Below are 22,740 nucleotides of genomic sequence, written 5' to 3' on the forward strand. Positions count from 1 at the left end.
TCTATCCTTATGTGTAACTATGATAGTTTTGATTTTTTGTTCCATTACTTCTTCTAATAACTGATTCCATTTTTTACGGTTGTAATTTAGCCCACTTCCATAATCTTCAATACATTGGTCTACGATAATTCCTTTAGCATTACAGAACTGTCGTAAAAATGATACTTGATTCTGTAAATCATCCCTTTGATTTCTTGTAGACACTCTGGCATAAATAACAGTTTGGCGATTATCGTCCTCTGTATTTATACCCTTAAACTGAAGATATTGGTCATAAGTGTAATAACGCCTATCAGTTGGAGTACGATTTGCTTTTAGAGTACCTTCCCTGTCCCAACGTTGTAACGTTTTGACGGAAACTCCTAATAATTCAGCAAAATCTTTTGGCTTGTAATTAGTAATATTAGAAGTGTTCATAATAATGCCCTCCATGAGTATATTTAAACACATTTAATCACTAATGTCAGTGTTTCAAATTACTTAGAGATTTCTCCTATGTAAAAGTAATTTTAGCCGTTTATTTCTGACATACAAAAGCAGATTTAATCAGCTCCTAAAAACCGAGCTATCGTACCAATATCTAATTACATATTTTTTAAAATAGTCTTCTTTATTAAAACAGTCTTTGTTTTTACATCGCACAACCCTAACACTTGGACCGTTCCCGGTCAATGAACTTTAATTAAAATTCAGTTAAATTTCATAATCTGGAAGTGTCTACTTTAAGTCCGGACTGTCTGAATATATTCCATTGGTGTCTATTTTTATTCCATCGCTGTCAATTCCGGTTCCATCAAAGGGCAAAAATTGGCTAAAAAATGTCCTTGATTTTTGCACCGCTTTAATCAGAAGTTGATTGCGAAATGTATTTTTGTCAAAATTGTTATGTGTTTCGCCGTATTTTTGTCATTTATTCGTTGTTTTGTGTTGTTTTTTTGAAGGTGGGGAAAACATATGTTGTCAGAAATGTTTTGAAAGAGCTTGGAAATAAGTACTATGAAGTTAACCTGAGCAAGGAAGCAAAAAGTGCCTATATAACTTTTTTGCTTCCTTTTAATGAAATGTGGGTAATGGCGCAAATGTGGCTCATAAAATGTGTAAATCTTACTGAATCAGGCTCATAATATGCGATTTCATTATTTGGAGGGTTAATGATTGTATCACAGACGAAAATTCATCAATGCAGTTCCCGTCTCATCCAGCTGATGATTTCCTGCTCCAATTTCAGGTTGTTTTCCAACATATAGCTTATAACATCTGTGTATTTGCCATAAGACAAGAGATTTTTCGCCTTTGTCCTGTCGTTTTCTTCAAGGGGCTTTCCGTAATCAGCATAGGTTTTTAGTTCATCAATTCCCATCCAAAGTGGGCTAATGTCTATGCCGGTTCCTCTTCGCAGGCTTTCGAGAATGTAAAAGCCGTCGGGATCGATATCTCCGAAATGGAGCCACTGCTTTTCGCATTCGTGATCCTGATATATTTTCTGAGGTTGCTTCTCCGTTTCTCGTTCCGCATTTTTTTTATGCAGTTGCTTCTCGGCTTCCTGATCATTGTTTATCTTATGAGAATTCTTATACCTCTCATCTTCCTGATCTTTGTATATCTTCTGTAAAAGCTTCTGTTTTACCGTGTTATGGTATCCACTTAGATAAATATAGAAACTATCATTTCTCGCAGGCAATCTGTTGAAGGATGTGAGATTTTCAACTGTTATAATCCTTTCACCATAGATTTTAATCCTTTTAAGCTTTCGTAGTGTCTCCGATGAAAGGGCCAGGGGGTGCTCACAACTCAAATGTAGTTTCTCGCCGTATCCTTCAAATCGCAGAGTTTCCGAAAGCCCCTGAGCATGCTCACAGTTTAGATGCATCTTTTCTCCGGAACCTTCAAACCACAGATCTCCATCGCCCTTCAGATAAACATAGGAGGGATTTGCAAAGACCTGATATTCTTCAAGGATTATTTGCTGTTTCTCCCGTTCGTCCTCTATCTCATCCCAGGTTTCATTCTCCCATCTTTTGTCATATCGGATCAAAAACCTGCACACCCGGGTGCGGTATTGCTTTTCAAATGTCTTGCTGTCAGACAGCACCATGATGGAAAGCTCCCGCTCCAGGATATCCTTTTCATTTGTCATTACAGCTTCTACCAGCTTAAGTACTTTGTCCGCTGTCTCCCGGTCAATGGAGCTGTGCCCGTCCAGAGATGCCTTTTTCCCGGATTCCAGGCGTTCCAGCTGCTCAGTCACAAAGATATCAATTATCGGGTGTGCGCCGAGCCAGCCTCTGTAGAATTCCTTTTCTGCCTCCCTGAGCTGATCTTTGCTTTCACTCCCGAGGACACTGTAGTAAAGAGGCATCGACTCGACATTGGCCTTGATGGACTGTATCTCTCCAGTCTTCCATGTGAGGGAAACAAGCTGCACCTCACCTGCCCCCGGAAAATGTTCCAGCTCTTCCATTTCCTGGTGAAAATTCCGTAGTTCCCCCGGGTCTGCAAAATCGCTGTAGTACTCGCGGAAGACAGCATCCGGGCGGATAACAAATGACTGATTGACTTTATTTTCCCCGGAATAGGTTTTACTTCTTTCATATTTGTTCAGAAGAAGGCTCAGCACCTTCCTCTGATACTTCGTTAATTCTTTTTTCTGCATCACGATACCTTCACAAGTCCCTCAGCCACATGTGTATATCTTCCCGACTCCACCAGACTCACCGCGGAATAAGATTTAAGTGCCATTTCTCACGACACCTTCACAAGCCCTTCAACCACATGAGTATACCGTCCCGACTCCACCAGGCTCACTGTGGAATGAATATATGAGCCAATGCTTGCGATCTTCTCCGGCGGTGCCGCATAGATTATCTGAAAGTTATTTTCCTCAAAATACTGTACCATCTTCTCGATTCTTTCCTTTGATAATGCCGAGAATGCCTCGTCGATAAAGCCAAGCCGCATGCAGCATTTGTCCTTTGGATAACACTGGAGAAGTGAAGCTGCCAGAATGATAAAGTACGGTGTCTGCTTTTCTCCGTTGCTGGCAGAGCCCTGCTTCTGTGACAGCTCCGCCTGCATTTCCTCCTTGCCCTGGCGGCTGGTTATCTCCATATCATAGGTGAAATAATTTCTGTAATCCGTGTACTCGGACTCATCTTCACTGTCAAGGATCAGGTCCATAAATTCCTTGATATCCCGTTCCATTTCCTCATCGTTTCGAAGGGAATTCATGTAAACCTCCGGGTTATCCATGTAGGCATTGAGCTTTTCGGAAATCCGGAAAAATACCTGTCTGTCGGGCTTTTCCTTCATGATAAATTTATAGGTATCATTTCCGAATGGAATCTTCCTGAGTTCCCGGTTAATGTTTTCCATTTCCTCTTTTGCGGCGGTAATCTTTTCCCTGATCTCCGCCACGAAGTCATTCATGAAGGCGCTTTCCAGCTTGCCTTTCTGTTCCTGAAAGCTTTCCGAAGCTCTTTCGATCTGAACATTGGCAAGATCCTGGTAAAGGCCGCGATAATACACGATAAATGCGGGACCTCTTCTGTTCATGTCTCCACCGGCGATACGGCAATAGGCTATCTGGATGTCCTCCATGTTTTTAACCAGAGTATTCTCAACTTCGTTTCTAAGCTCGTTAAGGCGCTTTTCTGTCACCACGATGGAATGTCCGTTTCTATCGCCGGACTTTTCGCGGTTTCTCTCCCTGAGCTTTTCATACTCGGACAGCATTTCTTTCTTCAGCTCAAAATGCTCACGCTCCAGCTCCAGGTACAGGTTTTCCGCAACCTTCAGCTTACCTGAAAGCTCGAACTGGTTCTTTTCCTCGTGTGCAGTTTCATTTTTATTGATGCTAATGTCCTGAAGCGCCTTTTGTCTGATGCCGTCTGCAGTCTCAACCGCTTTCTGCGCAGCCTCCTGCTCCTGAAGGATCGCCAGGAAGTCAGGGTTGTTCTTAAGGTCGCTGAGGGACTTTTCAAGCTCACGCTTTTTCTCTGACTGTTCAGCATGGAGCAAAGGTGCATTCATCTTATAGTGGTCTTCGTTGAGATCAAGCTTTTCCAGTTCGTCCTTATGCTCCCTCAGGACTTTAAGCTCCTCTTCCTTATGCCCAAGCTCTTCCCGGAGCTGTTCCTCCTGTTTCTTCGCTTCCTTCAGCTGCAGTTTTACAGCGTCCTGGCCGAAATATATCTTTGTTTTTCGGATGTCCATGTTGGAAAATGCATAGCTCTTCGCAAGACCGCCGTCCTCCATGAGACCACCTTTAGGATAGTTATGAAGCTCTTCGAGATCTTTACAGAGATGTATTCCGTTCAAAAGGTAGTTCACATACCTTCTGGCGTAAACATTAGGCACAGTGAGAATACCGGCAGCGGACCCCTCCTGCGCCTCCGTATCCGGGAGCTTGTCGGTAATCACAACTGTGGCGGAGTAGTTTTTGGAATTGTGCAGTACCTCCATGGCACGGTGACAGTATTTCCCATCCACTATGATGAAAAAGCGTTTTCTGCCCAGGAAGGTTTCTATTGCTCTGCGCCATTTTGGCTCCTTCACTTCTGAAACAAGCTCGGCAAGGAAACGGACATCTGTATCGATTCCGTCTTCTGCAAATGCTTTCTTAATTTCTGCTTTGGCAGCCTCCGCTTCCTTTGGATAAGTCATCACATTGTTTTCGAGCTGACGAATGGTTTTCGCAAGTTCTATCTTCTCGTCCTGTAATGCTTTGACCGCGTCTCCGACATGAACAAGGTTCTCTGAAATCTTTTCTTTTTCTGCATTAAGCTGTGTTTTCAGCGAGAAAAAAACAGAAAGCTTCCGGTCCGCTGCAATCTTGGGGTCGGAAAATGCTGTTCCCACCCTTCTGTCTTCCTCATTAAGCTCCGGCAATGCCCAGTTAAGAAGTGCCACGATCTGCTCCTCAAGCTTTGCGAGGGTTGCTATATCCTTCTCGAGATCACTGAGATCCCGGCTCATATTCTCAATCTGATGCTCCAGTCCGCTAAGCTGTGACTGCATGTTCTGGAAGTCCTGGTTACTCCTGCAGATGGTGAGACGCTCGTTGGCTGCATTGTAATCACGGAGGGCGATTTCATACTTGGCTTCCAGATCCTTCAGCTGCTTCCTTAAAAAATCAGCTCTCCGGATACTCTCCTCCTGCTGCTCCCTTATATCCACGGTATCCTGATATCTGAACATCATCCTGCGGACATTATACCTGCGAAGCTTCTCTTCATATTCCTGCACAACCTTTTCAAGCTCTTCCAGCTTCTTTTTACCCTGGCTCAAACGCTCATAAAGGGCTTTTATCTCTTCGAATTTCTGCCTCTGCTCCTTGAGATTGGCAAGTGACTGAATGTTTCCGGCGTCAAAAACGCAGTCCTGGATGAACTTGTCAATATTGTTCTCCGGGTTGAATGCCATCATTTTCAGAATCTTCTGCCTGTAGGTATGTACATCAGAGCGGAGTCCCAGGGTTCGAAGCAATTGGCTTGTTCCTTCTTCTTTTCTTTTAAACTCGGAAGCCTTTATTAGCTTTCCGTGGACGCGGAGTTCGTTTTTGGGAGTCACATAAAGATGTCCGTCCTTAACCTCGCAGAAATTCACATCCTCAATCCGGGCATCTCTTATGACAAACCAGTTCTGGAGCTTGCATTCCGAAGGATTGGGGGATTCCATCACCACACCGCAAAGCTGATACTGTTCGTCCACAGGGGACCAGAACTCCATGACTATATAGCTTATGACCGCATCCTTTCCGCGAAGATAACGGGTGTCTCCCTTACTTCTTGTGTCACCGCGCACATATGCAAGAACGCTTCTGTCACGATCCTTTGCTGCAGTATTGAACTTGGTATTGCCGGTCAGGAGAAATGTCATGGCATCAAGGATTGTGGATTTACCTGAACCATTGATACCGGTAATGAGAGTTGAGCCCTCAAGTCTTATGATCTCCCTCTGAAATCTTGACCAGTTTATGAGTAAAAGCCTGGAGGCGGTTTTTCTGTTTAGTAACATTTGTTCTTCCATCCCTAAATCTCCTCATCCATATCTTCATCGTCCTCGCTGTTGAATCCTGATTTCCTCTGAAGCATTCTGTTCGTTGCATTTTTCAGGAACATCTCAAACTCGTCATCGTTCATGCAGTAAAGAAGCGACGGGAACAAAGCTATACGGCAATCCGGGTCTCCGACTTTTCCCACAACATCCAGAAGGTTATATTTCTTAAAAAGCTTGAGACTATCGCTCATGGTAGTCTTATCGATGACATCCTTCACTCCGAATTTCTCCAGAGTGAAATTCAGATCCATTACCGATATAAATATCTTTCGTGACATGGTTCCCGAATGAATCTTGTCGTCATATATGGTCCAGATGGCACAAAGCAGCAGGCTGTCTACCTTTCTGAGCATCAGCCTGTTGGAGCCGACGCGCCCAAACTCGCCGCCTTCATCCAGGTTCCTAAGCATTATCACGCCGTTTTCTCTGTCGACAATGAGATCAAAACCGATATAGCCAAGGTACAGGCTCAGAGCCTCTCTTTGATTGGATACAAAATAATAGAGCTTTTTGCTGTCCTCGTCCTTATCCCGGACGATAAAGGTTGTCCTTAAAAGCCTCCTGGCAGCTCTCTGAAACTGATCCTTCTCACCGCCGGTAAACTCCTCCCAATATTCATGCATTTCCATTGCAGTTTTCCCTTCTACTTCCTTAATACGTGTTTTCAGCCCTTCATATCCGATAAACGGATGCCGGTCTGACTAGTTCACTTCTTTATTACTCATCTATAGGCACATGTTCTTCACCGCTCATCACTGACATGTGGATGCCTATCTGACCGGACTAAACATTAGCCCTTTTTCTTTATTGTGAACTTCCTGAGAACAAATTCGCCCTTGTCTTCATACTCCGGTTCCTGATCCATGATAATGTCATAGCCGTTCTGATCGCCATAGGCCGCTGCCGAAACTGCTGCCAGAACGTCTCTCCTGCTGCTGAGAGGCAGCTCATCACTTGTCATGGTTGTGCGTCCCTGAAGCTGCTGCTCGATATACTGCTTCATAAGTTCCCTGGCGTATGGATTGTAGGCTTCCCGCTCCTGCAGCATTCTGGCTCTTTCCCTGTCTTCTTCCGTCATTTCCTCATACAGGTCAACTGTGGCTTTTCGTATGGGCTGGGCCTTTCGAGGGTATCTCAGGGACTGGAGATCCATGAATTCCTGGGAATCCATGGCGAACAACAAGGTCATCTCTTCGGGGATTTCTTCCTTCATGCCGAGAGACTCCATCTCAGTTGCAATATATTTCAAAACCTGCTCGACTTTTCCCCTGGCATCTGCTTCTTTATTCTGTATAAATCGTGCTCTTCCTATCGCTATGTCAAGGTAAAGGGTTATCTTATTTTTGATGTCTCTCAGGATCTCGTCATAATCCTGATTCAGAAAACGGTTTGTGTTGTCTATCAGGTCAATGACAAATTCTTCCGCTTCACCTTCATTGGACAGCTCCTCCTCATCAAAGCATCCTATTACAAGCAGCTCGAACAGCTCTTTATTGGTTCTTAGCTGCCTGAGCTTCTTATTGATGCTCTGCCTGTAAAGGTGAATGTTTGACTGCTTTGTAAGGCGGGCATATTCATGAATGAAATTTCCGGTGGAATATTCCAGAAGATTATTCGTCAGGCTTTCCAATGTTTCCTCATGCACCATCTGCTCGATGTATTTCTTCATATAGGTAGAAAGTCGTTTTAAAGATTTCGCCAGGGCTTTGGCATTTCTGTAAACCGATTTCAACGCAAAGGCATAGGGATTGTCCTGCCACTGTTCCTTATTATTAAGGGTATTATAGATATCAAAGATATAGCTTGCAAACTCAGCCTTTTCCGGACGTTTCAGGTTCATCAGGAATTCTGCAAGTAAGACGCCCTGTTCGGTCATGATTATCTGGCGTTCGTAGGTTACATCATCTATTTCTTCTTCAAGCCAGCCTATATTTGAGTCCAGGAACTTGTAAATGATTCGGCTTGCGATGTCGTTGGGGGACTGGTCATTTGGCTCCTGCTGCCTGGTTTTACCACGGCCTTTGGGTGTTGAGTTTAAAGTCTCACTTTGAGCCCTAAGCATTTCGGATGTTGTGTTTAAGGTTTTACTTTGAGCTTTAAACATTTCACTTCTGTTCTGTCTGGTGGTTTTCTCACGCCTTGAAGCATTATTCTCTTTAGGTTCAGCATCTTCGCTGTCGTCCAGTGCTTTTATATGGTTCTCCGCAATATAGATCGCTATGGCATCACGGATACGGTCTCTGGGTATACGGTAGGAAACTTCCCGTTCATATTCACGGAAGATAAGTTCCAGGCAGTCAGCGTAGATTTGATTATTACTGTTGCTGGCCAACAGATTAAAGAAGCCGTTAGGCAATTGATTGAATAGATTGTTAACTGTAGTCATTTTGCGAAACCTCATTTTTACTGCTCCTATCATAACAATTTTCTAACGGGTTATGAATAGTAAAGCAGATTCGGGTTGCATTTTTTTGCACATAGATATGTGTATTCTCGTGTATTGAAAAACAGAAATTAAAAATATACAATATATGTAGGATTTCCCTACTTCCCTACTTTTAGGAGGATTAATTATATGACAGATGCAAATTTTGTTAATGATGCGAGAGTAATGTCCAAAGGTCAGGTAACCATCCCAAAGAATGTCAGAGAGGCATTAGGAATCAATACCGGAGACAGAGTGACATTTATTGTAGAAGGTAATAGTGTGCGCGTTGTGAATTCAGCAGTATATGCCCTGATGCGGCTTCAGGAACAAATGAAAGGTGAAGCTGCATTAACAGACTTCCAGTCAGAAGAAGAAATTGCTGAATGGATTACCAAGTCAAGGCGTGAGGAAAATCAGCAATGAAAGTGATGATAGACACCAACATCTTTATTTCTGCTGCACTATTTCCTGAGGGACGTGCAGCAAAGGCACTTTACAAAGCCATGGTTGAACCTTATCAGCCTGTCACTTGCGACTACGTGGTAGATGAACTTCGTAGAAAGTTTCGTGAGAAATTCCCGAACAAAATGGTGGAATTAGAAGCATTCCTTTTTTCTGCATTACAAACTATCAAAGTGGTACAAACGCCTGAAAACATACTGGAAGATGAAAGTCTTATAAGAGACGAAAAGGATCGCCCTATTTTACGCGCTGCTCTTAACGAAGGAGCGGATCTGTTTCTTACCGGAGACAAAGACTTTCTTGAATCATCAGTTACTGATCCAAGAATAATCAGTGTCTCTACCTTTTTAGATGGCAATTGAGAGAAAATCTTCTCCATAAATTAACGACATGGCTGATATCAGAAAAACAATAAATGTATCCGCAAAACTAACAAATGAACAGTTAAATATGCTGAAAGAGGCGGAAAAAACTGAATATGTATTCGATGAAGATAATCCTATTCTTTCAAAAGAGGAGCTTTCCCAATTCAAAAGGGAGTCAGATTAATCCGACTCCCTTTTATGTTTTCACATCAACGTATTCATCATCATAATAGCTTGTTCTTCCGGTGTGGGTTCACGGTCAGGAAGGGATGACATCTTCTGCTTTGCCTCCGATAGAAGTGCCTTAACTTTTTCTACTTCTCTTTCGTCGCAGGCATTTTCTTCAAGTCCTGCTTCCACCTCCTGAAGATCCTGTTCAAGTAAGGCGATGATTGCCTGCATGTCACCTCTGGTAGCAGCTGCTGCAATCTGTCTCCTTCGCTTTTGTTCGTTGACAGACACGGATTTACCGGTGGATTCCGTTGTGACTTCTCCATCATCATCGATTTTTATCTTCATGCTTTGGAATCCTACTTCCCCCTGTTTTTCTTCAAGAGATTCATCTGCTGCCTTTAAATTTTTAAACAGAGACTGACGTTTGTCCGGATCCGTGAGACAATCTCTCAGATATTTTGATGGGATTTCCGCCATGCCCTGTTTTACAATGTTAAAGTTCTCATAAAGGTATTTTGAAAGATCATCAACTGTATCAAATATCAGATCTTTAACTGTATCCGATGTCAGATCACCGACCGTGTCGAATGACGGATCTTTGTCCATATAAAATATCGAATCGGATTTCGCATCATCTGCTTCCAGGTTTGCTTTTAAAGCTGTCCTTCCCTGTTCAGAAATCTCCAAGGTATCTTTCTGGTTTAGCAATACTTCAACTACTGACTCTCCGGATCTGTCTCCTATTTCTGTATCTCGTCTGATTCCGGAATTCTTTCCTCGTTTTATTATCTTTGGATTTACATTATTGCCGACATATTTTCCATACGTATCGTTAATCTCTACGACCATTTCAAACCTCCTTCATCTAATCTTTACTTCGGAGGTCAAAAACCAAATATAATACAATTGCAGTGAACACCACTTTTCTTGCAGTCAATTACCTGATTTATTGTTTCCGGCCACGACTTAGGAAAATACTTCCGCCAATCCTGCATCCTATATTATTGAGGGAATGACCGTCGTTCCAACTTCGAGCATCTCAGTCAACGGTCACTACCTTGCGCACCTGGTATTCATCATAACCGTCAAAATAAACCTATGGCTTTCTCTTTCGCTTTTTATCTCAATGTCTATATCCCCCATATATTTTCTTGCGCATTTTTGGATATTTGACATACCAATCCCATGCAAATGTTTATCTGCTTTACTCGTCACGGGAAGTCCGGTATCCTTATCAAAGGTCACCTGCCCGTCAAATACATTTTCAATCTCAATAAAGTACAGGGTTCCTTTCATATAGGACTTAAGAGAAATTTCTCTTGCGCCCTCCACCTTCCGGCAAGCTTCAAAGGCATTGTCCAAGGCATTATCCAGAATGACTGCTATGTCGTAAATGTCTATACGTCCGGAGTTTGGAGCAACAAAACCTGCCTCTATTTGCCCGGAACCAGGCGTCACATAATCCGTCTTTATGTTCCCGAGGTCTGGTGCTACAAAATCTACTTCGAAGGTTATTCCGCTCCTCTTCGCTTCCTGCATCCTTTGATATAGAATGATGTCCGTGATGGGATTTCCACTCTTTGATGAAAAATCCAGTTTATTTACTGAATCCTCAAGCTCGCCGATATACCCGTCAATCTCCGACATATCATTTCCAGTGTTCTTAACATACTGCATGATATTGTTCAGGTGATTCCTCATATCATGCTTCAGTCCCCGCAGATCAGAATATATATTTTCAACATCCTCGATTTCCCTGTGAAGCTGCTCCACCTGTTTTTCAAGGATGGCCTGCTTCCGTCTCTCCTCATTACGTTCTATTAGGTACTGAAACAGCATCATGGCGGCAATGATAGAGCCAAGAAGCAGAAAACAAATGACTATGATCCATATGAGAACCTCCGGAACCTTGTCGTAAATCAGCAGAGATAATCTTTCATTAATTTTCAGTATTATTACCCGCAAAGTCATGGACACCCCAAGTCCGGTAATGCAGGGGAGTATCAAAAATACACTCTCCCTAAGGCTTGGCTCATAGCCTTTGTGGATATATTTCCCGCTCAGGACTTTCAGATATGTAAACATTAGCCCCACATATATGGCTACGGAGACCAGGCTTTGAACGAAAAGATAGATGTTCAGAAACATATCCGCTTTCTCCATAGTTAAGTTTTCGGATTGGAGAACCATGCTCTCAAACATGCTCCAAGTGGCGTGGGAGATCAGGTAATAACCGACACTTCCGATATTTCTGATCAACTCTTTTCCGGCGGTAAAGCTTATGGCGGCAAACATCTGCCTTTTGAAATCTTGCTCAAAGAAGATGAGCTCAAGTATGCCCAGTAAAGCAAGATCCAGCATAGTTCGGAGCATGACTGTTTGGGTTTCTGCCAATTTATACAGTACAGCTTCTGACGAAAGATATATGATTATCCAGAGAATAAGCATTAGCCTCCCGGAGTGTTTCGGTCTAAGAAGTCCCGAGCCCTTTAGTTCGTCATCTTCCGATGACGGAAGCTTTATGTTTTTGCTTATTACCTGTTTCATACCTGGAGCAGCCCGGAGCTCTCGGAAACGACAGTAAGCATTGTATCTCGGTTTCAAAAATGCAGCTCCGTATAGACTGCTGAAAATCGCATCTGCCACGTATATCGGAAGGGTTAGGGTGACAGTCAGAATATCAAACATTCACGATACCTCCGTTTTTGGCGTAGCGAAGATACGCTTTGACGAAATCCGTATACTTCTTTTCGGCAAGAATAATGCTTTCGCCGTTAAGCACCTGAATGTTGTTCATGGAATAGGCCGACACCTTTTCAAAGTTTACAAGATAGCACCTGTGGCACCTAAAGAAAGTATCACCCAATTCCTTTTCAAGATCGTACATTCTAGCATAGGTTTCTGCGAGTCCACTGTCTGTATGGAAAACCACCTTTCTGTCATTGCTTTCGATATACTGAATTTCGGAAAACAGGATTTTTTTCCTATTTTCCCCTTCTTTAATGATCACATATTTATTTCTTTGTTCGTCAGAATACCGAGACTCTTTAAGCGCCCGTTGAAACACCTCCGAAAACTTGTTTTCCTTAATCGGCTTCACAAGATAATGAAAGGCATTTACATCGAAGGCTTCTTCCATATACTCTCTGTAGGCTGTAACGAATATAATTATGCTTTGGTTCCCATAGTTTGACTGTCTTGTGTGGATACAGTTCCCTGAATCTGCATGTCCTTCGCGGATACTTTTTCCCGAACCCCCCTGACTCTCTCGAATACTCCTTTCATGATCTTCCTGTCTCTCACGGATACGCTTCGCAAGCTCTATCCCGGATACATCTCCCATTTCAATATCAAGAAAATAAATATTGAAAAAATCTCCACAGGAAAGCAGTTCCTCGCTTCCCTTAAAGAAACTGATTTTCGCATCTGCATATTGTTTCCTTATCAGATCAGCTAATTGGTTTCTGATATTTATGTCGTCATCACATACAGCTATATTCATTTCCGAATTCCTTTCATAATAGAATGAACTATTATTATATAGCCATAATGTGTCCTGCTTTTCATTATTATGTAGTGAATTACGGGATTTTTGCTGTGAAATATTCGTTTGAACAGAAAAGCCGCAGCTATCTGCTTGTACAGATAACTGCGGTTCTTTTAGCTTCTCGCTATCGGGTTCTTTAATGCTTCCCGCTACATTCTTCAAGCTTTTCTTAGTATCCCTAAAATCTGCCAGTACACTCTTAACTGCCTGGGGATTCCTCTTTACATCACGAAGATGTGCAACATATTTCCTTAAATCTTCTTCTGCATCAGGAGTTACAATTATTTTGTACTGTTTCACTGACCGTACTCCTTCATCAGGTCCTCTATTACATCATCTGCATCTCGTCCCTGACCTGCTTTTGCCTGTGTCAGTGAATGATCGATATGATTCCATAGCTCTTCTTCTGTTTTTATCCCTAATGGGCTATGCCATTTCTCCCGTGCGACTGTCAATTCCACAATAACTGAGTGAATTGCCCTTAGTTGGCTCTCGTCTAATGATTTTAGCAAATCAACGGTATCATCGTATATTGACTGTGCTTGTAAAGTCATATCGAATACCCCCATAACAAATAATAAGCACTATGATAAAAAGGGGATTTACCCCGGAACACAGAACACCTCGTCTGTTACTCTATATTGTAGCACCAGAGGCCTTTCCTGCTCAAGAAACCCAGCGTTATCAATTATTAAACTTTGCTAAACAAATGTTCACGATATCGATAAAAGGGATATGACTATACCGAAGCATTTAACCCCTTTTTAACCCCATCCTTAGGATTGCGTGTTCACTATCAGCCATGAATATAGGCGATCTGTTAATCAGAATGTTGCATCTATGGTTATAAGACCTGATCTTGCATCCTGAATGACTACTTTGAAAAACTTCATCTAAGCATTGATTTTTTTATCATTTACTTTATGCTTGCAAATAGTAATTGGGGTATGCATTTGCGGATGCATACTTGAAAGGAGTCGGATTAGTCCGGCTCCCTTCCTTTTTTAGCATTTATAACTTCTTGTCAAAATTAAAACCAACCATATCATTCTTCAAGCCTTTTGCTGTTTCTCCGGAAAGAATATCCTTCGTGATATCATACATTTCAGATCCTTTGTACTTATCTCCCAGAATCTTCTTATTGGCACTATCTATCTTCTCTTTCAGAGCCGCCTTTTCTTCCCGTGCCGCTTTTAACTTTTCTTCCAAAGCCTCTTTTTGCTCTGCTTTTTCTTTTTTCTTTTCCGCAACCTTTTCTTCAGTTTTTTTCTTTTCTGCCTTTTGCTGCCGGAGTTTAGTTCCAAATTCATTCGGTGATGTTATCTTTGAACGTCTGTCATCATGCTTACTTATTGACCAGCAGCTAATGCCTCCGTCCTTATCTATGGCCCATCCCCGGGCAACAAGCGTAGCACCACTTCCCTCTATTCTTTGTCGTGCTTGTTCATCCAGTGCCTGCATATTAGCAATTTCTTTTTCATATTGCTTTTCAAGCTCCGGATCATTCGCCATCTTCTTTAAAAATTCGGGAGAGATTGCCACATTGGTTGTTTTGTTGGAACCATATCTCATTCCAGGCTGAAAATTCGCCGCGGCAAAAGAGTAGCCATCATATTTTTTACTGAGATATTTCAATTCATCCGCCGCTGTTTTCCTTATGTTGTTAGAACCATTTTCATTCTCAACGGATGATATCTGACCGGTTGACTTCCCGGATTTATTTACAACTTTCGAATTACTTGTTCGATTTGTATTCTTTTGATTGGTATATGCTCCTGCGTAGTTACCATATACACCATTTATATCCATTGCCATATTCCTGCCCTCCTTTGCAGTGAACAACGTCCATTTGAAATCATGATTGTTTCAAACTAGGTCTTTGGAAAACCAAAAGCTATCAATCTTTAATCCTGACATCCTTTTCATATGATTATGAATTGATAGTTATACCTCTCTACTCTTTTCTTCGAACATCAGGGCCATATATTAACCCCAATGAAGTGAACGGTAGATTTTCTGATGTAAATGGTAAAGGCTACCACGAAATAATTTTCATCATTTCATGATAGCCTATATTCCGCACGATCATTCGATTTTCTGTTGTTTACAGAAGTTCGCTTTAACCAAGGAAACGTTATTTATCATTCCGGTATCATCAACATGGCAGTAAAAATCACACTGTCTTCTTTCTGCTCCAGTTGAATGGTTCCGTAGTATTTTTCTGTGATCCGTTTTATATTCTTAAGTCCGTATCCATGGCTTTCTATATCATCCTTTGAGGTTTCAGGCAGCCCTGTATCCGGATTCAAGGACAATTCTCCCGAAAAGGTATTCTTTACCTGTATCAGGTAAGCATTGTTGTTCTTCATGGATTTTACTTCTATCGTAGAACCGGAGCATTCTTTTGATGCTCTGACAGCATTTGCCAAAGCATTGTTGAGTATTACAGCTATATCTATCGCTTCAACCTTGCCAGTTGTGGGATAACGGAACTCTTCAATGAAACCGATACCTGATTCCTCGGCTTCGCGTCTCTTTTCAGAGATAACAATGTCCGTGACAGGATTGCCCGTTCCGGCATTAATATCCATAGCCGGAAAACCATCATGCCATTCTTTAAGATAGGTAACGGCCGAGGCATTATCCCCTTTTTCCAAAAGATTCCACAAAACCATGATATGATCGTTGATATCATGCTTTATTCCGCGGATTTCAGCGTACAGCTTTTCAATCGAATGCACATGAACTGACAGTTCTTCCACCTGTTTTGATACAAGTGCGTTCTGCAGTTGATCGTCCCGTGACTGCTTTATCTTTTGATATGAGTAAATAACTGAGATAGTTGCCAGGAACGCAATAAATCCGAATAGCCCACGCAGTCCGTCATATATAGGGTATCTGTCGGATACATGTTCTTTAACAGTATTAAAATATGCATCAGATAAAAATGAGAAGATCCAATATCCTGCAATTATTGCAACGTAGGGTGTCACAAACAGAATGAACTCACGCCATGACATATGTTCATTTTTTCTGTAATAGACTTTTTCAGATATTATGATTTCAAGATACCTGAGTACATTCTGAATAACATACAATAGCGTTACCGCGACATAATAGAGCACAAACTGCTGCATGCCATCGCTTACTTGTGGATTCATAAACGTTATCCTGCTAATGCCTTTCCATGGCAACAATGACATTTCACTGGATATCCACAGAAACATATATATGGTCAAAACCAGAAAGCATTTCTGTGTGATATTTTTCTTTTCAACAAGAATAGATATTGTTAAAACAGTTATCATCCCCAAAGGATATGCCGTAAGACCTGACATGGGGTATGGGATTAAATATATGATTAACATGATTATGAAGTAGGCTATACCTATGATCACAGCCCCTGATTTCTTCCTCATGTATGGAATATAAAAACGCATCACAAGCAATGCACTTATAAATAGATTAGTGGTAACTACCGCAGTATCACCAATTGCTCTCATCATGTCTAACGCCATGAATTGCTTCTCCTTAATGTATATACACATTTTGTGGAACATTTCAGCCGGTGGACCACTAACTCCGTCCCCTTGGTCCACTGGCTGAAATGTTACTATTTGTCGATATTTCCGACACGTAATTCATATTAATACCCATTCCGCCGCCTTTGGTCGGCGGCACAAATAGTGATGAAAAGTATTTTTCACACTATCTCATTTATTTAGTCCCGATTTTAATTTATCATGACGCAATATAGTAGTTCCCGATTCTATTTTATTTTTTAACTTCCGCATAGGTAGTTTAACAACATCTGCAATACTCCATATAGGCTCTGATAAATCCTTCATACTCCCTTCTTGCAATAGGAACATTATCTCCTCTGCACGTTATCAGTGTTGTCCTGTCATATCGCTCCACATACTTCATGTTTACAAGATATGATCTGTGTATACGATAGAAGCCACTTCCTACAAGGCTTTCAAGTGCCGATAACTGTCCATAGTATTCTATGTTTTCATCCTTCATATGAAGTATTGTTTTCCGGTCATACACCTCTGCATATACGAGCCTTGACAGATTTATGCGGATATGCGAGGTCCCTGACTGAATTTCAATATACTTGTCATGATTCCCCGACAAATCCCCGCATCGTTCCAGTTCTTTCATGGCATCATCAAGTACTTCATTAAGCTTTTCATCTGCAAAAGGTTTCACAAGAAAATGAAATGGATGCAGATCAAATGAACTAAACACCTGACTTTCTTCACCGGTTACAAAGATCAGTATCTTTCTCCAATCTCTGTCTCTCAATGTCTTTGCCACATCCATTCCGCTCATCTCAGGCATCCAGATATCAAGTAATAGAATATCCGGGAGTTTATCGGCAGCCAATAGCTCTTCTCCGGAAGTGAATATAATAATCTCTGCCTCCGGACAGATTTTTGCAACTTTCTCAGCAAGTATGTCACATATTCTTTTTTCATCATCACAAATAGCAATTCTCATGTCTGTCTCCGATCAACTCCGGCCGGCACAGATCAGACATCCTCCGGATATCTTACGCCCTCCCGAAAGCATACTATTTATATATTATCTACTATAAACCGATATAGTCATCTGCCAATGTAGTAAATGGTTGATTTTCTGCAGTGAACGGTAAGTTCATTAATTTTCCCAAATAAAAAACCCCGGAAACACATCAGTTTCCGGGGGTTGTGAATTCTTTTCGATTCTTCGAAGATTATCTCTTTGAGAACTATTTCACTGCCCTAAATGCCTTGTTTTAGGCATTTACAGTATAAGTTGCTGTTTATCCTGCTGCGTACGGTAGAAAGCTCAGGGCTACTGTATGCGGTTGGTGGCAACTTTAAGTAATATTCTTCAAATTCTTTATATACATAAGTTCCCTATAGCTTTTGGGAAATCCTATAAGGTTAAGATCTATATCCTTCTCATATTTCTTTACTATACGATTAAGCTTATCTCTAAATTGCTTTCTTTCATCATCAGAAGGTAACCTCTTAATCAGCATAAGTATATACGCAAACAGAGAATCATTCCTTATTGCCGGGTTATTCCTCAAAAAACTTTTATTGAACTTTACCGGAGGATTCATCGTAGAATTATACAAACGCACACCATGAGAACATTTATTTCTGAGCACAGATAGGGCATGTAGGTGATTCTCAAGCGTTGCTGTGCTTATGCCAACCTCAGATGCTATAACATTCTTATCCGATAAATACAATGCATGATAGAACAGAGAAACACTTGAACAGGTCATCAGCTCAAGTATAACCCATACCGGCATCTTATCAGCATATTTATTGAAATGGTGCTTAACTATTGCGCTGTCTTTATAATATGACTTCTCTTTAGTGAAATTCTGCAATGTCTTTGTAATTCCAACTTTATCGTAATAGTTCTTCACATCATAATGCTGATCATATGGTGGTGTCTGACATTTTAGCTCCGCAAATTTATTTCCTATCAAATCTTTGTAGAAGAATTCAGCTTTTTCAATGTACTGCCTAAGCAATGATCTGATTTCTTCGTCAAAGCAATAAACCGTGTAAATATCTTCAAAACGAATACCTTTAATCATCTCATGACTATCAGTTGACAGTCTATATTGCAACATATATCCCGAAAGTCTATAATAGCTGACTTTCTGAAGTACATTTCTTGCAAATGCCTCATCAGATATTACTACTCCATGATCTTTTAGCTTTTTTATCTGTTCATCTATTGTGTATGGTTTCTTTAAATCCATATATTCTCCATAAAGTAAAAAAGCCAAGCTCAACGCTCGGCTTGGTCCCAAGTGTTATTCGCACCTGGCAACTCTGTTAAGGTTATAATACTATATTTTACTGTTTTTTCAAGCTCTATTTTCTATTCTTGACGATAACATCAAAGCACTTTGCGCTTTAACTTGCGCTTTATTTTGCGCTTTATCATAAGCATAATTCAAATTCCATAAAGTAAGAAAGAAATTGTAACCATCAGTATAAAACTCAGGTTTTAAACTATCTGTATACCTTTCTTCAGATTCATATGCATCAAGAATCTTCTTAAACCCGCTTCCTCTTCTCTCCATTAAACGTAAGCGTCCAAATACATCCGCCAGTATTGGATTTCTAAGCTTAGAAGGAACATGTCTCAAGTCAAGTAATTGCACTTCCGAACCATCATACATTCCCCCAGGGTTGCTAATAACCATTCGATCATCATAAATATCAATCTGGCTATGTGCCCCTGTCTGTAGGTAGCTTCTATGAATAAGCGCATTAACTAACCCTTCTTCTACAGCTCGTTCAGGATAATCCGGTAATTCTATCCTTTGATCTTTGTCCTTTCTCCATCCTTTTTTTGAGTTTTTTCTCACGAAATCCATTGCATTATCAAATAGAGATAATACAATCATTATTGCGCTTTACTAGCCAACTACTTAACAACATGAGGACATAACAAAAACACCCGAGGGCAGTTGTCCTGAGGTGTAATAAGTCGTATTTGATTGTCCAAAGACGTAATACGTTGTGAAACGATTATCTCTTTGAGAACTGAGTGTATGGGGAAAAGCTTGAAATTACGCCATTTTCAGAAGTATTTGCTTATTCCCTGTTTCTTACCGAGAGCGACCCAGGGCTCCCGGTGACGGCAGGATTGTTATCTGTTTCATTAAATCCTGCTTGTTATTCTCAATATGTTGAAGGAATCCTCATCATATCTTAACTGCATGTCTTTTTCTGTATTCTTCATTATCCTTCCTTGAGAGTTCTGCATCTACCTGCTTTAGCTCTTTTTCAATTTTATCTCTCCGGGATTCATCAGCAGTACGTAATTCCTGCTCCAGGCTGGTTTTTTTAGCTTTCAGCTTTTCTATCTCTCTGTCTACCTTATCTGTACTTAAAGTTGTAGTCTCGCTAGTTTCTGTTTCTTTCGGCGCCTCTGGTGATTTTCCCGACTTTGGTGATCCAGCTTTATGATTTTCCGGCGATTCCGCCTTCTTATCATCCCCATTTTCCTTATCAGGTTTCATTGCATTTTTTGCATAATCCGATGGAATATACTCATCATAATTCTTAGGATATTCCGCACCTGTAACTGGTTTATCCGGCTTTTCGTCATCTTTCTGATTTTCAGGTTTCACATCATCGGCCTTTTGTGCCCTGATATATCTCTCCTGTTCAGGTAGCGTGTTCATACCAACTGCATTAACCTTCATAGCATTCACACCTCTCTTTCAAGTTTCTGTGATATTCTCATTCATTTTCAACTTACCGAATATTTGTACTTCAAGCTCTCATAGAATATTTGATACTTTAGGTCTCAATACTTACATCGGATTAATGATTACGCTAATAACCCTTATGTAACGAAAGGTCAATTCTATGTATCAGAAGGACACCTTTTTTTAAGCATAACAGTTATCTTAAATTTATCTCCATCCTCCGTTATTCTCATAGTTCCATCATACCGCTCAGCTATATCAGCCACATTCTTAAGTCCTATTCCATGCCAAAAATCATCCGCATTTCTTTCTGTATGTGTCGATTTATCAAAGCCGTTTTCACAAACTATAAGGACAACATTTTCCTTATCCACAGTTTTTATACTAACATATTTTGAATCATCTGCTGATTCTTCTGCAGCTTTTAAAGCATTATCCAAAATATTGGATAACACTATGGATAAATCGTAGACCGCTATTCCCCAGGACTCATCAAAGGAAAAAACTGATGAAAACAAAACCCCTTTTTCCTTTGCCTTCCGGTATTTATCGTTTATGACAACATCTGTAACAGGATTTCCTGTAAAATATCTCATTTTCACAGATTGAATGGTATCATCTATTTCCGAGATATATTGTTTCATATCTAAAATAAGTCCCTGTTCAGCAAGTCCCCTGATTGTGGTCAAATGATTGGCCATTTCATGGCGTGCCTTCCTGACTTGCTCGTAATATCGTTCGGTATCCTCCAACCTCCTTTGTATTGACTCCCTTTCTACGTTTCCGGCAAACACCATTTCACTCTTTTGTCGGTACTGGTTATATTGTTTCCAAATAATTACCGCACACAATTCCCCAAGGTACAAAAACAGTGCAATTGCCGGCAAAAGATACACCAGATAAGGATACATATCCAGCAATACAATGTCTCCTTCAGTAGTTTTAACTACTGCAATGCCGAGCATTATCTTTGTCAATATTATTCCGGCAATGTTCATTACGGACAGATAACAAAGCTCTGTAAAGCTCATTTTTTCATATTGCTGTATACTTTTTATGAAAGGCAGTATTTCCCCAAAAAGCACGAGACAATATAATGCTTCTGCCACAAAGAAAAGAACCCCTATTGTTGATATAGGACTAATAGTTGAACCTCTTCCCGGTCCAGCACTCGTCATCACTCTTTTTATTAACTCATTCATAAATGAATTAACAAAAAACCATGAAAGATATCGTAGGTTGAGATACAAAACAAGCGTAAAAATGGTTTCTTTTATATATTCTCTTTTATATACAAACATAAAGGATAATGCTATGCCTGATAAAATAATGATTTCGAAAGGCCATCCGTCCTCATTCGTAAACCAGCGAGCTATTTCCATAAAGGAAATCAAAATAAATAGCTTAATAGGTGCATTAAAATTATTAAATCTCGCTTTTAAAGAATTTTCATTATTTCCACAATCATTTTTATATTGCAAAGTTTTTACAGGGATATTCCCTGCAAAGGAGGGTTTTATCAACGATTCTGCACGAAAACTTCCTATATGGATACCATCGGAACACAATGGCACAAAGGTATTCCAAAGCATAACAAAAAAGAACGCCCTGCATATAATTCCAGTGATTTGTGACGCTGCATACAATAGATTTACTTTGACATCCGCACTCAGCATATTTCACTCTCCAAAAAGTCTGCATAACCGTCCACAAAATGTCTGCACTTATATTTGGACAATGGAATGAGGTCACCACTGATCATTCTGATATCTTTCCTTGTATAATCTGAAATGTATCTCATATTAACAATAAAGCTTCTATGAACCAATATAAATGTCTCATCAAGCTTACCCATGACATCCTCAAATTTTCCATATATCTCAACAACAGTTTTTACTAAATGAATGCTTAGTTTTCTTCCTATGCTTTCTATATAGACAATATCCGTTAAGTTAATTGTCTTCGTTGTACCGCTTGAATTCACTGTCAGAAATTTAAATTTCCGTTTTTCTGCTGTTTGTGAAACAGCTTTCTGTACCTGCTCAAACACAAACTTAAATTGCTTTTCTTCTATCGGTTTAACAATGAATTGGAATGCTCTCACGCCAAATGCTTCCGGCATACGCTCAGGTAATCCCGTAACAAAAATAATAAATGGTGTCTCAGAAGCTCCTCTGCCTTCTTCTATATGCTTTTTCTTTAGATCTTCCGCTACTTTCATTCCATCAGGCGAGCATTTTAAATCTATATCTAAGTATAAAACATCCAGATTTCCGCCCTGCTTATAATATCCGAGAACTTCTTCACCGGTCTGAAAATGATTTATGATGCTATACTCATCGTCAGTCCTTATATATCGTTCAATAAGATCTCTTGTATTCTTTTCATCATCACATATTCCTATAACCATAGTTTTGTACCGATATTAGCCTAAACTGTTACGAAGTACTTATTATAAAATGATTGGTCA

20 protein-coding genes are annotated in these 22,740 nt (G+C 40.5%); 3 read left to right on the forward strand and 17 right to left on the reverse strand.

The window, feature by feature from the left end:
- The 5 genes from G625_RS0101235 to G625_RS0101265 form a co-directional block, all read right to left on the reverse strand.
- On the reverse strand, window positions 1–402 hold a 402-nt coding region (locus G625_RS0101235), incomplete at its 3' end, for an IS607 family transposase (protein WP_242826576.1).
- Window positions 403–1,177: 775 nt separating this feature from the next.
- A complete protein-coding gene (locus G625_RS0101245; RefSeq protein WP_029199656.1) occupies window positions 1,178–2,653 on the reverse strand; it encodes a Wadjet anti-phage system protein JetD domain-containing protein in 1,476 nt (491 codons plus the stop codon).
- An 89-nt stretch (window positions 2,654–2,742) separates the two neighbouring features.
- Window positions 2,743–6,027, reverse strand: a complete 3,285-nt coding sequence (locus tag G625_RS0101255) for an ATP-binding protein (RefSeq protein ID WP_029199657.1) — start codon at window positions 6,025–6,027, stop codon at window positions 2,743–2,745.
- 2 nt (window positions 6,028–6,029) lie between these two features.
- Complete coding sequence (locus tag G625_RS0101260; RefSeq protein ID WP_029199658.1) at window positions 6,030–6,686, reverse strand: DUF4194 domain-containing protein; 657 nt, start codon at window positions 6,684–6,686, stop codon at window positions 6,030–6,032.
- Window positions 6,687–6,847: 161 nt separating this feature from the next.
- Window positions 6,848–8,458, reverse strand: a complete 1,611-nt coding sequence (locus tag G625_RS0101265) for a Wadjet anti-phage system protein JetA family protein (protein WP_198014807.1) — start codon at window positions 8,456–8,458, stop codon at window positions 6,848–6,850.
- 174 nt (window positions 8,459–8,632) lie between these two features.
- Between G625_RS0101265 and G625_RS0101270 the strand changes: the two genes are divergently transcribed.
- Genes G625_RS0101270 through G625_RS22675 form a run of 3 tightly spaced genes read left to right on the forward strand, consistent with a single transcriptional unit; the run spans window position 8,633 to window position 9,496 of the window.
- On the forward strand, window positions 8,633–8,908 hold the full coding sequence (locus tag G625_RS0101270) for an AbrB/MazE/SpoVT family DNA-binding domain-containing protein (protein WP_029199660.1): 276 nt from the start codon (window positions 8,633–8,635) through the stop codon (window positions 8,906–8,908).
- The gene (locus G625_RS0101275) at window positions 8,905–9,309 is read left to right on the forward strand and encodes a putative toxin-antitoxin system toxin component, PIN family (RefSeq protein ID WP_029199661.1); all 405 of its coding nucleotides are present in this window, start codon (window positions 8,905–8,907) and stop codon (window positions 9,307–9,309) included. Before G625_RS0101270 ends, G625_RS0101275 begins: the two co-directional genes overlap by 4 nt.
- 28 nt (window positions 9,310–9,337) lie before the next feature.
- A complete protein-coding gene (locus tag G625_RS22675) occupies window positions 9,338–9,496 on the forward strand; it encodes a hypothetical protein (protein WP_044931240.1) in 159 nt (52 codons plus the stop codon).
- A gap of 20 nt (window positions 9,497–9,516) precedes the next feature.
- Here G625_RS22675 and G625_RS20855 read toward each other — a convergent pair whose 3' ends face one another.
- From G625_RS20855 to G625_RS0101340, 12 genes are all read right to left on the reverse strand, one after another.
- Window positions 9,517–10,335, reverse strand: coding sequence for a hypothetical protein (locus tag G625_RS20855; RefSeq protein ID WP_049895555.1), 819 nt, complete (start codon window positions 10,333–10,335; stop codon window positions 9,517–9,519).
- A gap of 204 nt (window positions 10,336–10,539) precedes the next feature.
- Entirely contained in the window at window positions 10,540–12,174 is a 1,635-nt protein-coding gene (locus G625_RS0101290) for a sensor histidine kinase (RefSeq protein ID WP_049895556.1), read from the reverse strand.
- Window positions 12,167–13,333 (reverse strand): LytR/AlgR family response regulator transcription factor, encoded by a 1,167-nt coding sequence (locus G625_RS0101295; protein ID WP_242826571.1) that lies wholly within the window; start codon window positions 13,331–13,333, stop codon window positions 12,167–12,169. The genes G625_RS0101290 and G625_RS0101295 overlap by 8 nt, the downstream gene beginning before the upstream one ends.
- Window positions 13,330–13,587, reverse strand: a complete 258-nt coding sequence (locus G625_RS0101300; RefSeq protein ID WP_029199664.1) for a hypothetical protein — start codon at window positions 13,585–13,587, stop codon at window positions 13,330–13,332. Before G625_RS0101300 ends, G625_RS0101295 begins: the two co-directional genes overlap by 4 nt.
- Before the next feature lie 457 nt (window positions 13,588–14,044).
- Window positions 14,045–14,848 (reverse strand): DUF6033 family protein, encoded by an 804-nt coding sequence (locus G625_RS22680; RefSeq protein ID WP_198014809.1) that lies wholly within the window; start codon window positions 14,846–14,848, stop codon window positions 14,045–14,047.
- A 326-nt stretch (window positions 14,849–15,174) separates the two neighbouring features.
- Window positions 15,175–16,551: a sensor histidine kinase gene (locus G625_RS0101310; RefSeq protein WP_029199665.1), complete on the reverse strand. Its 1,377-nt coding sequence runs from the start codon at window positions 16,549–16,551 to the stop codon at window positions 15,175–15,177.
- A 283-nt stretch (window positions 16,552–16,834) separates the two neighbouring features.
- A complete protein-coding gene (locus G625_RS0101315; protein WP_029199666.1) occupies window positions 16,835–17,539 on the reverse strand; it encodes a LytR/AlgR family response regulator transcription factor in 705 nt (234 codons plus the stop codon).
- Between the two features lie 361 nt (window positions 17,540–17,900).
- Window positions 17,901–18,806 carry an Abi family protein gene (locus G625_RS0101320; RefSeq protein ID WP_029199667.1) on the reverse strand — a complete coding sequence of 302 codons (906 nt, stop codon included), beginning with the start codon at window positions 18,804–18,806 and terminating at the stop codon, window positions 17,901–17,903.
- Window positions 18,807–18,914: 108 nt separating this feature from the next.
- Window positions 18,915–19,460: an ATP-binding protein gene (locus tag G625_RS0101325; RefSeq protein ID WP_029199668.1), complete on the reverse strand. Its 546-nt coding sequence runs from the start codon at window positions 19,458–19,460 to the stop codon at window positions 18,915–18,917.
- 300 nt (window positions 19,461–19,760) lie between these two features.
- Window positions 19,761–20,264, reverse strand: coding sequence for a hypothetical protein (locus tag G625_RS17875; RefSeq protein WP_049895558.1), 504 nt, complete (start codon window positions 20,262–20,264; stop codon window positions 19,761–19,763).
- A gap of 164 nt (window positions 20,265–20,428) precedes the next feature.
- Window positions 20,429–21,946, reverse strand: coding sequence for a sensor histidine kinase (locus G625_RS0101335; RefSeq protein WP_029199669.1), 1,518 nt, complete (start codon window positions 21,944–21,946; stop codon window positions 20,429–20,431).
- Window positions 21,940–22,680, reverse strand: coding sequence for a LytR/AlgR family response regulator transcription factor (locus tag G625_RS0101340; RefSeq protein ID WP_029199670.1), 741 nt, complete (start codon window positions 22,678–22,680; stop codon window positions 21,940–21,942). The genes G625_RS0101335 and G625_RS0101340 overlap by 7 nt, the downstream gene beginning before the upstream one ends.
- Between the last annotated feature and the right edge of the window lie 60 nt (window positions 22,681–22,740).

Origin of the sequence: Oribacterium sp. NK2B42, from assembly GCF_000424445.1 — a bacterium.
Classification (GTDB): Bacteria; Bacillota; Clostridia; order Lachnospirales; family Lachnospiraceae; genus Oribacterium.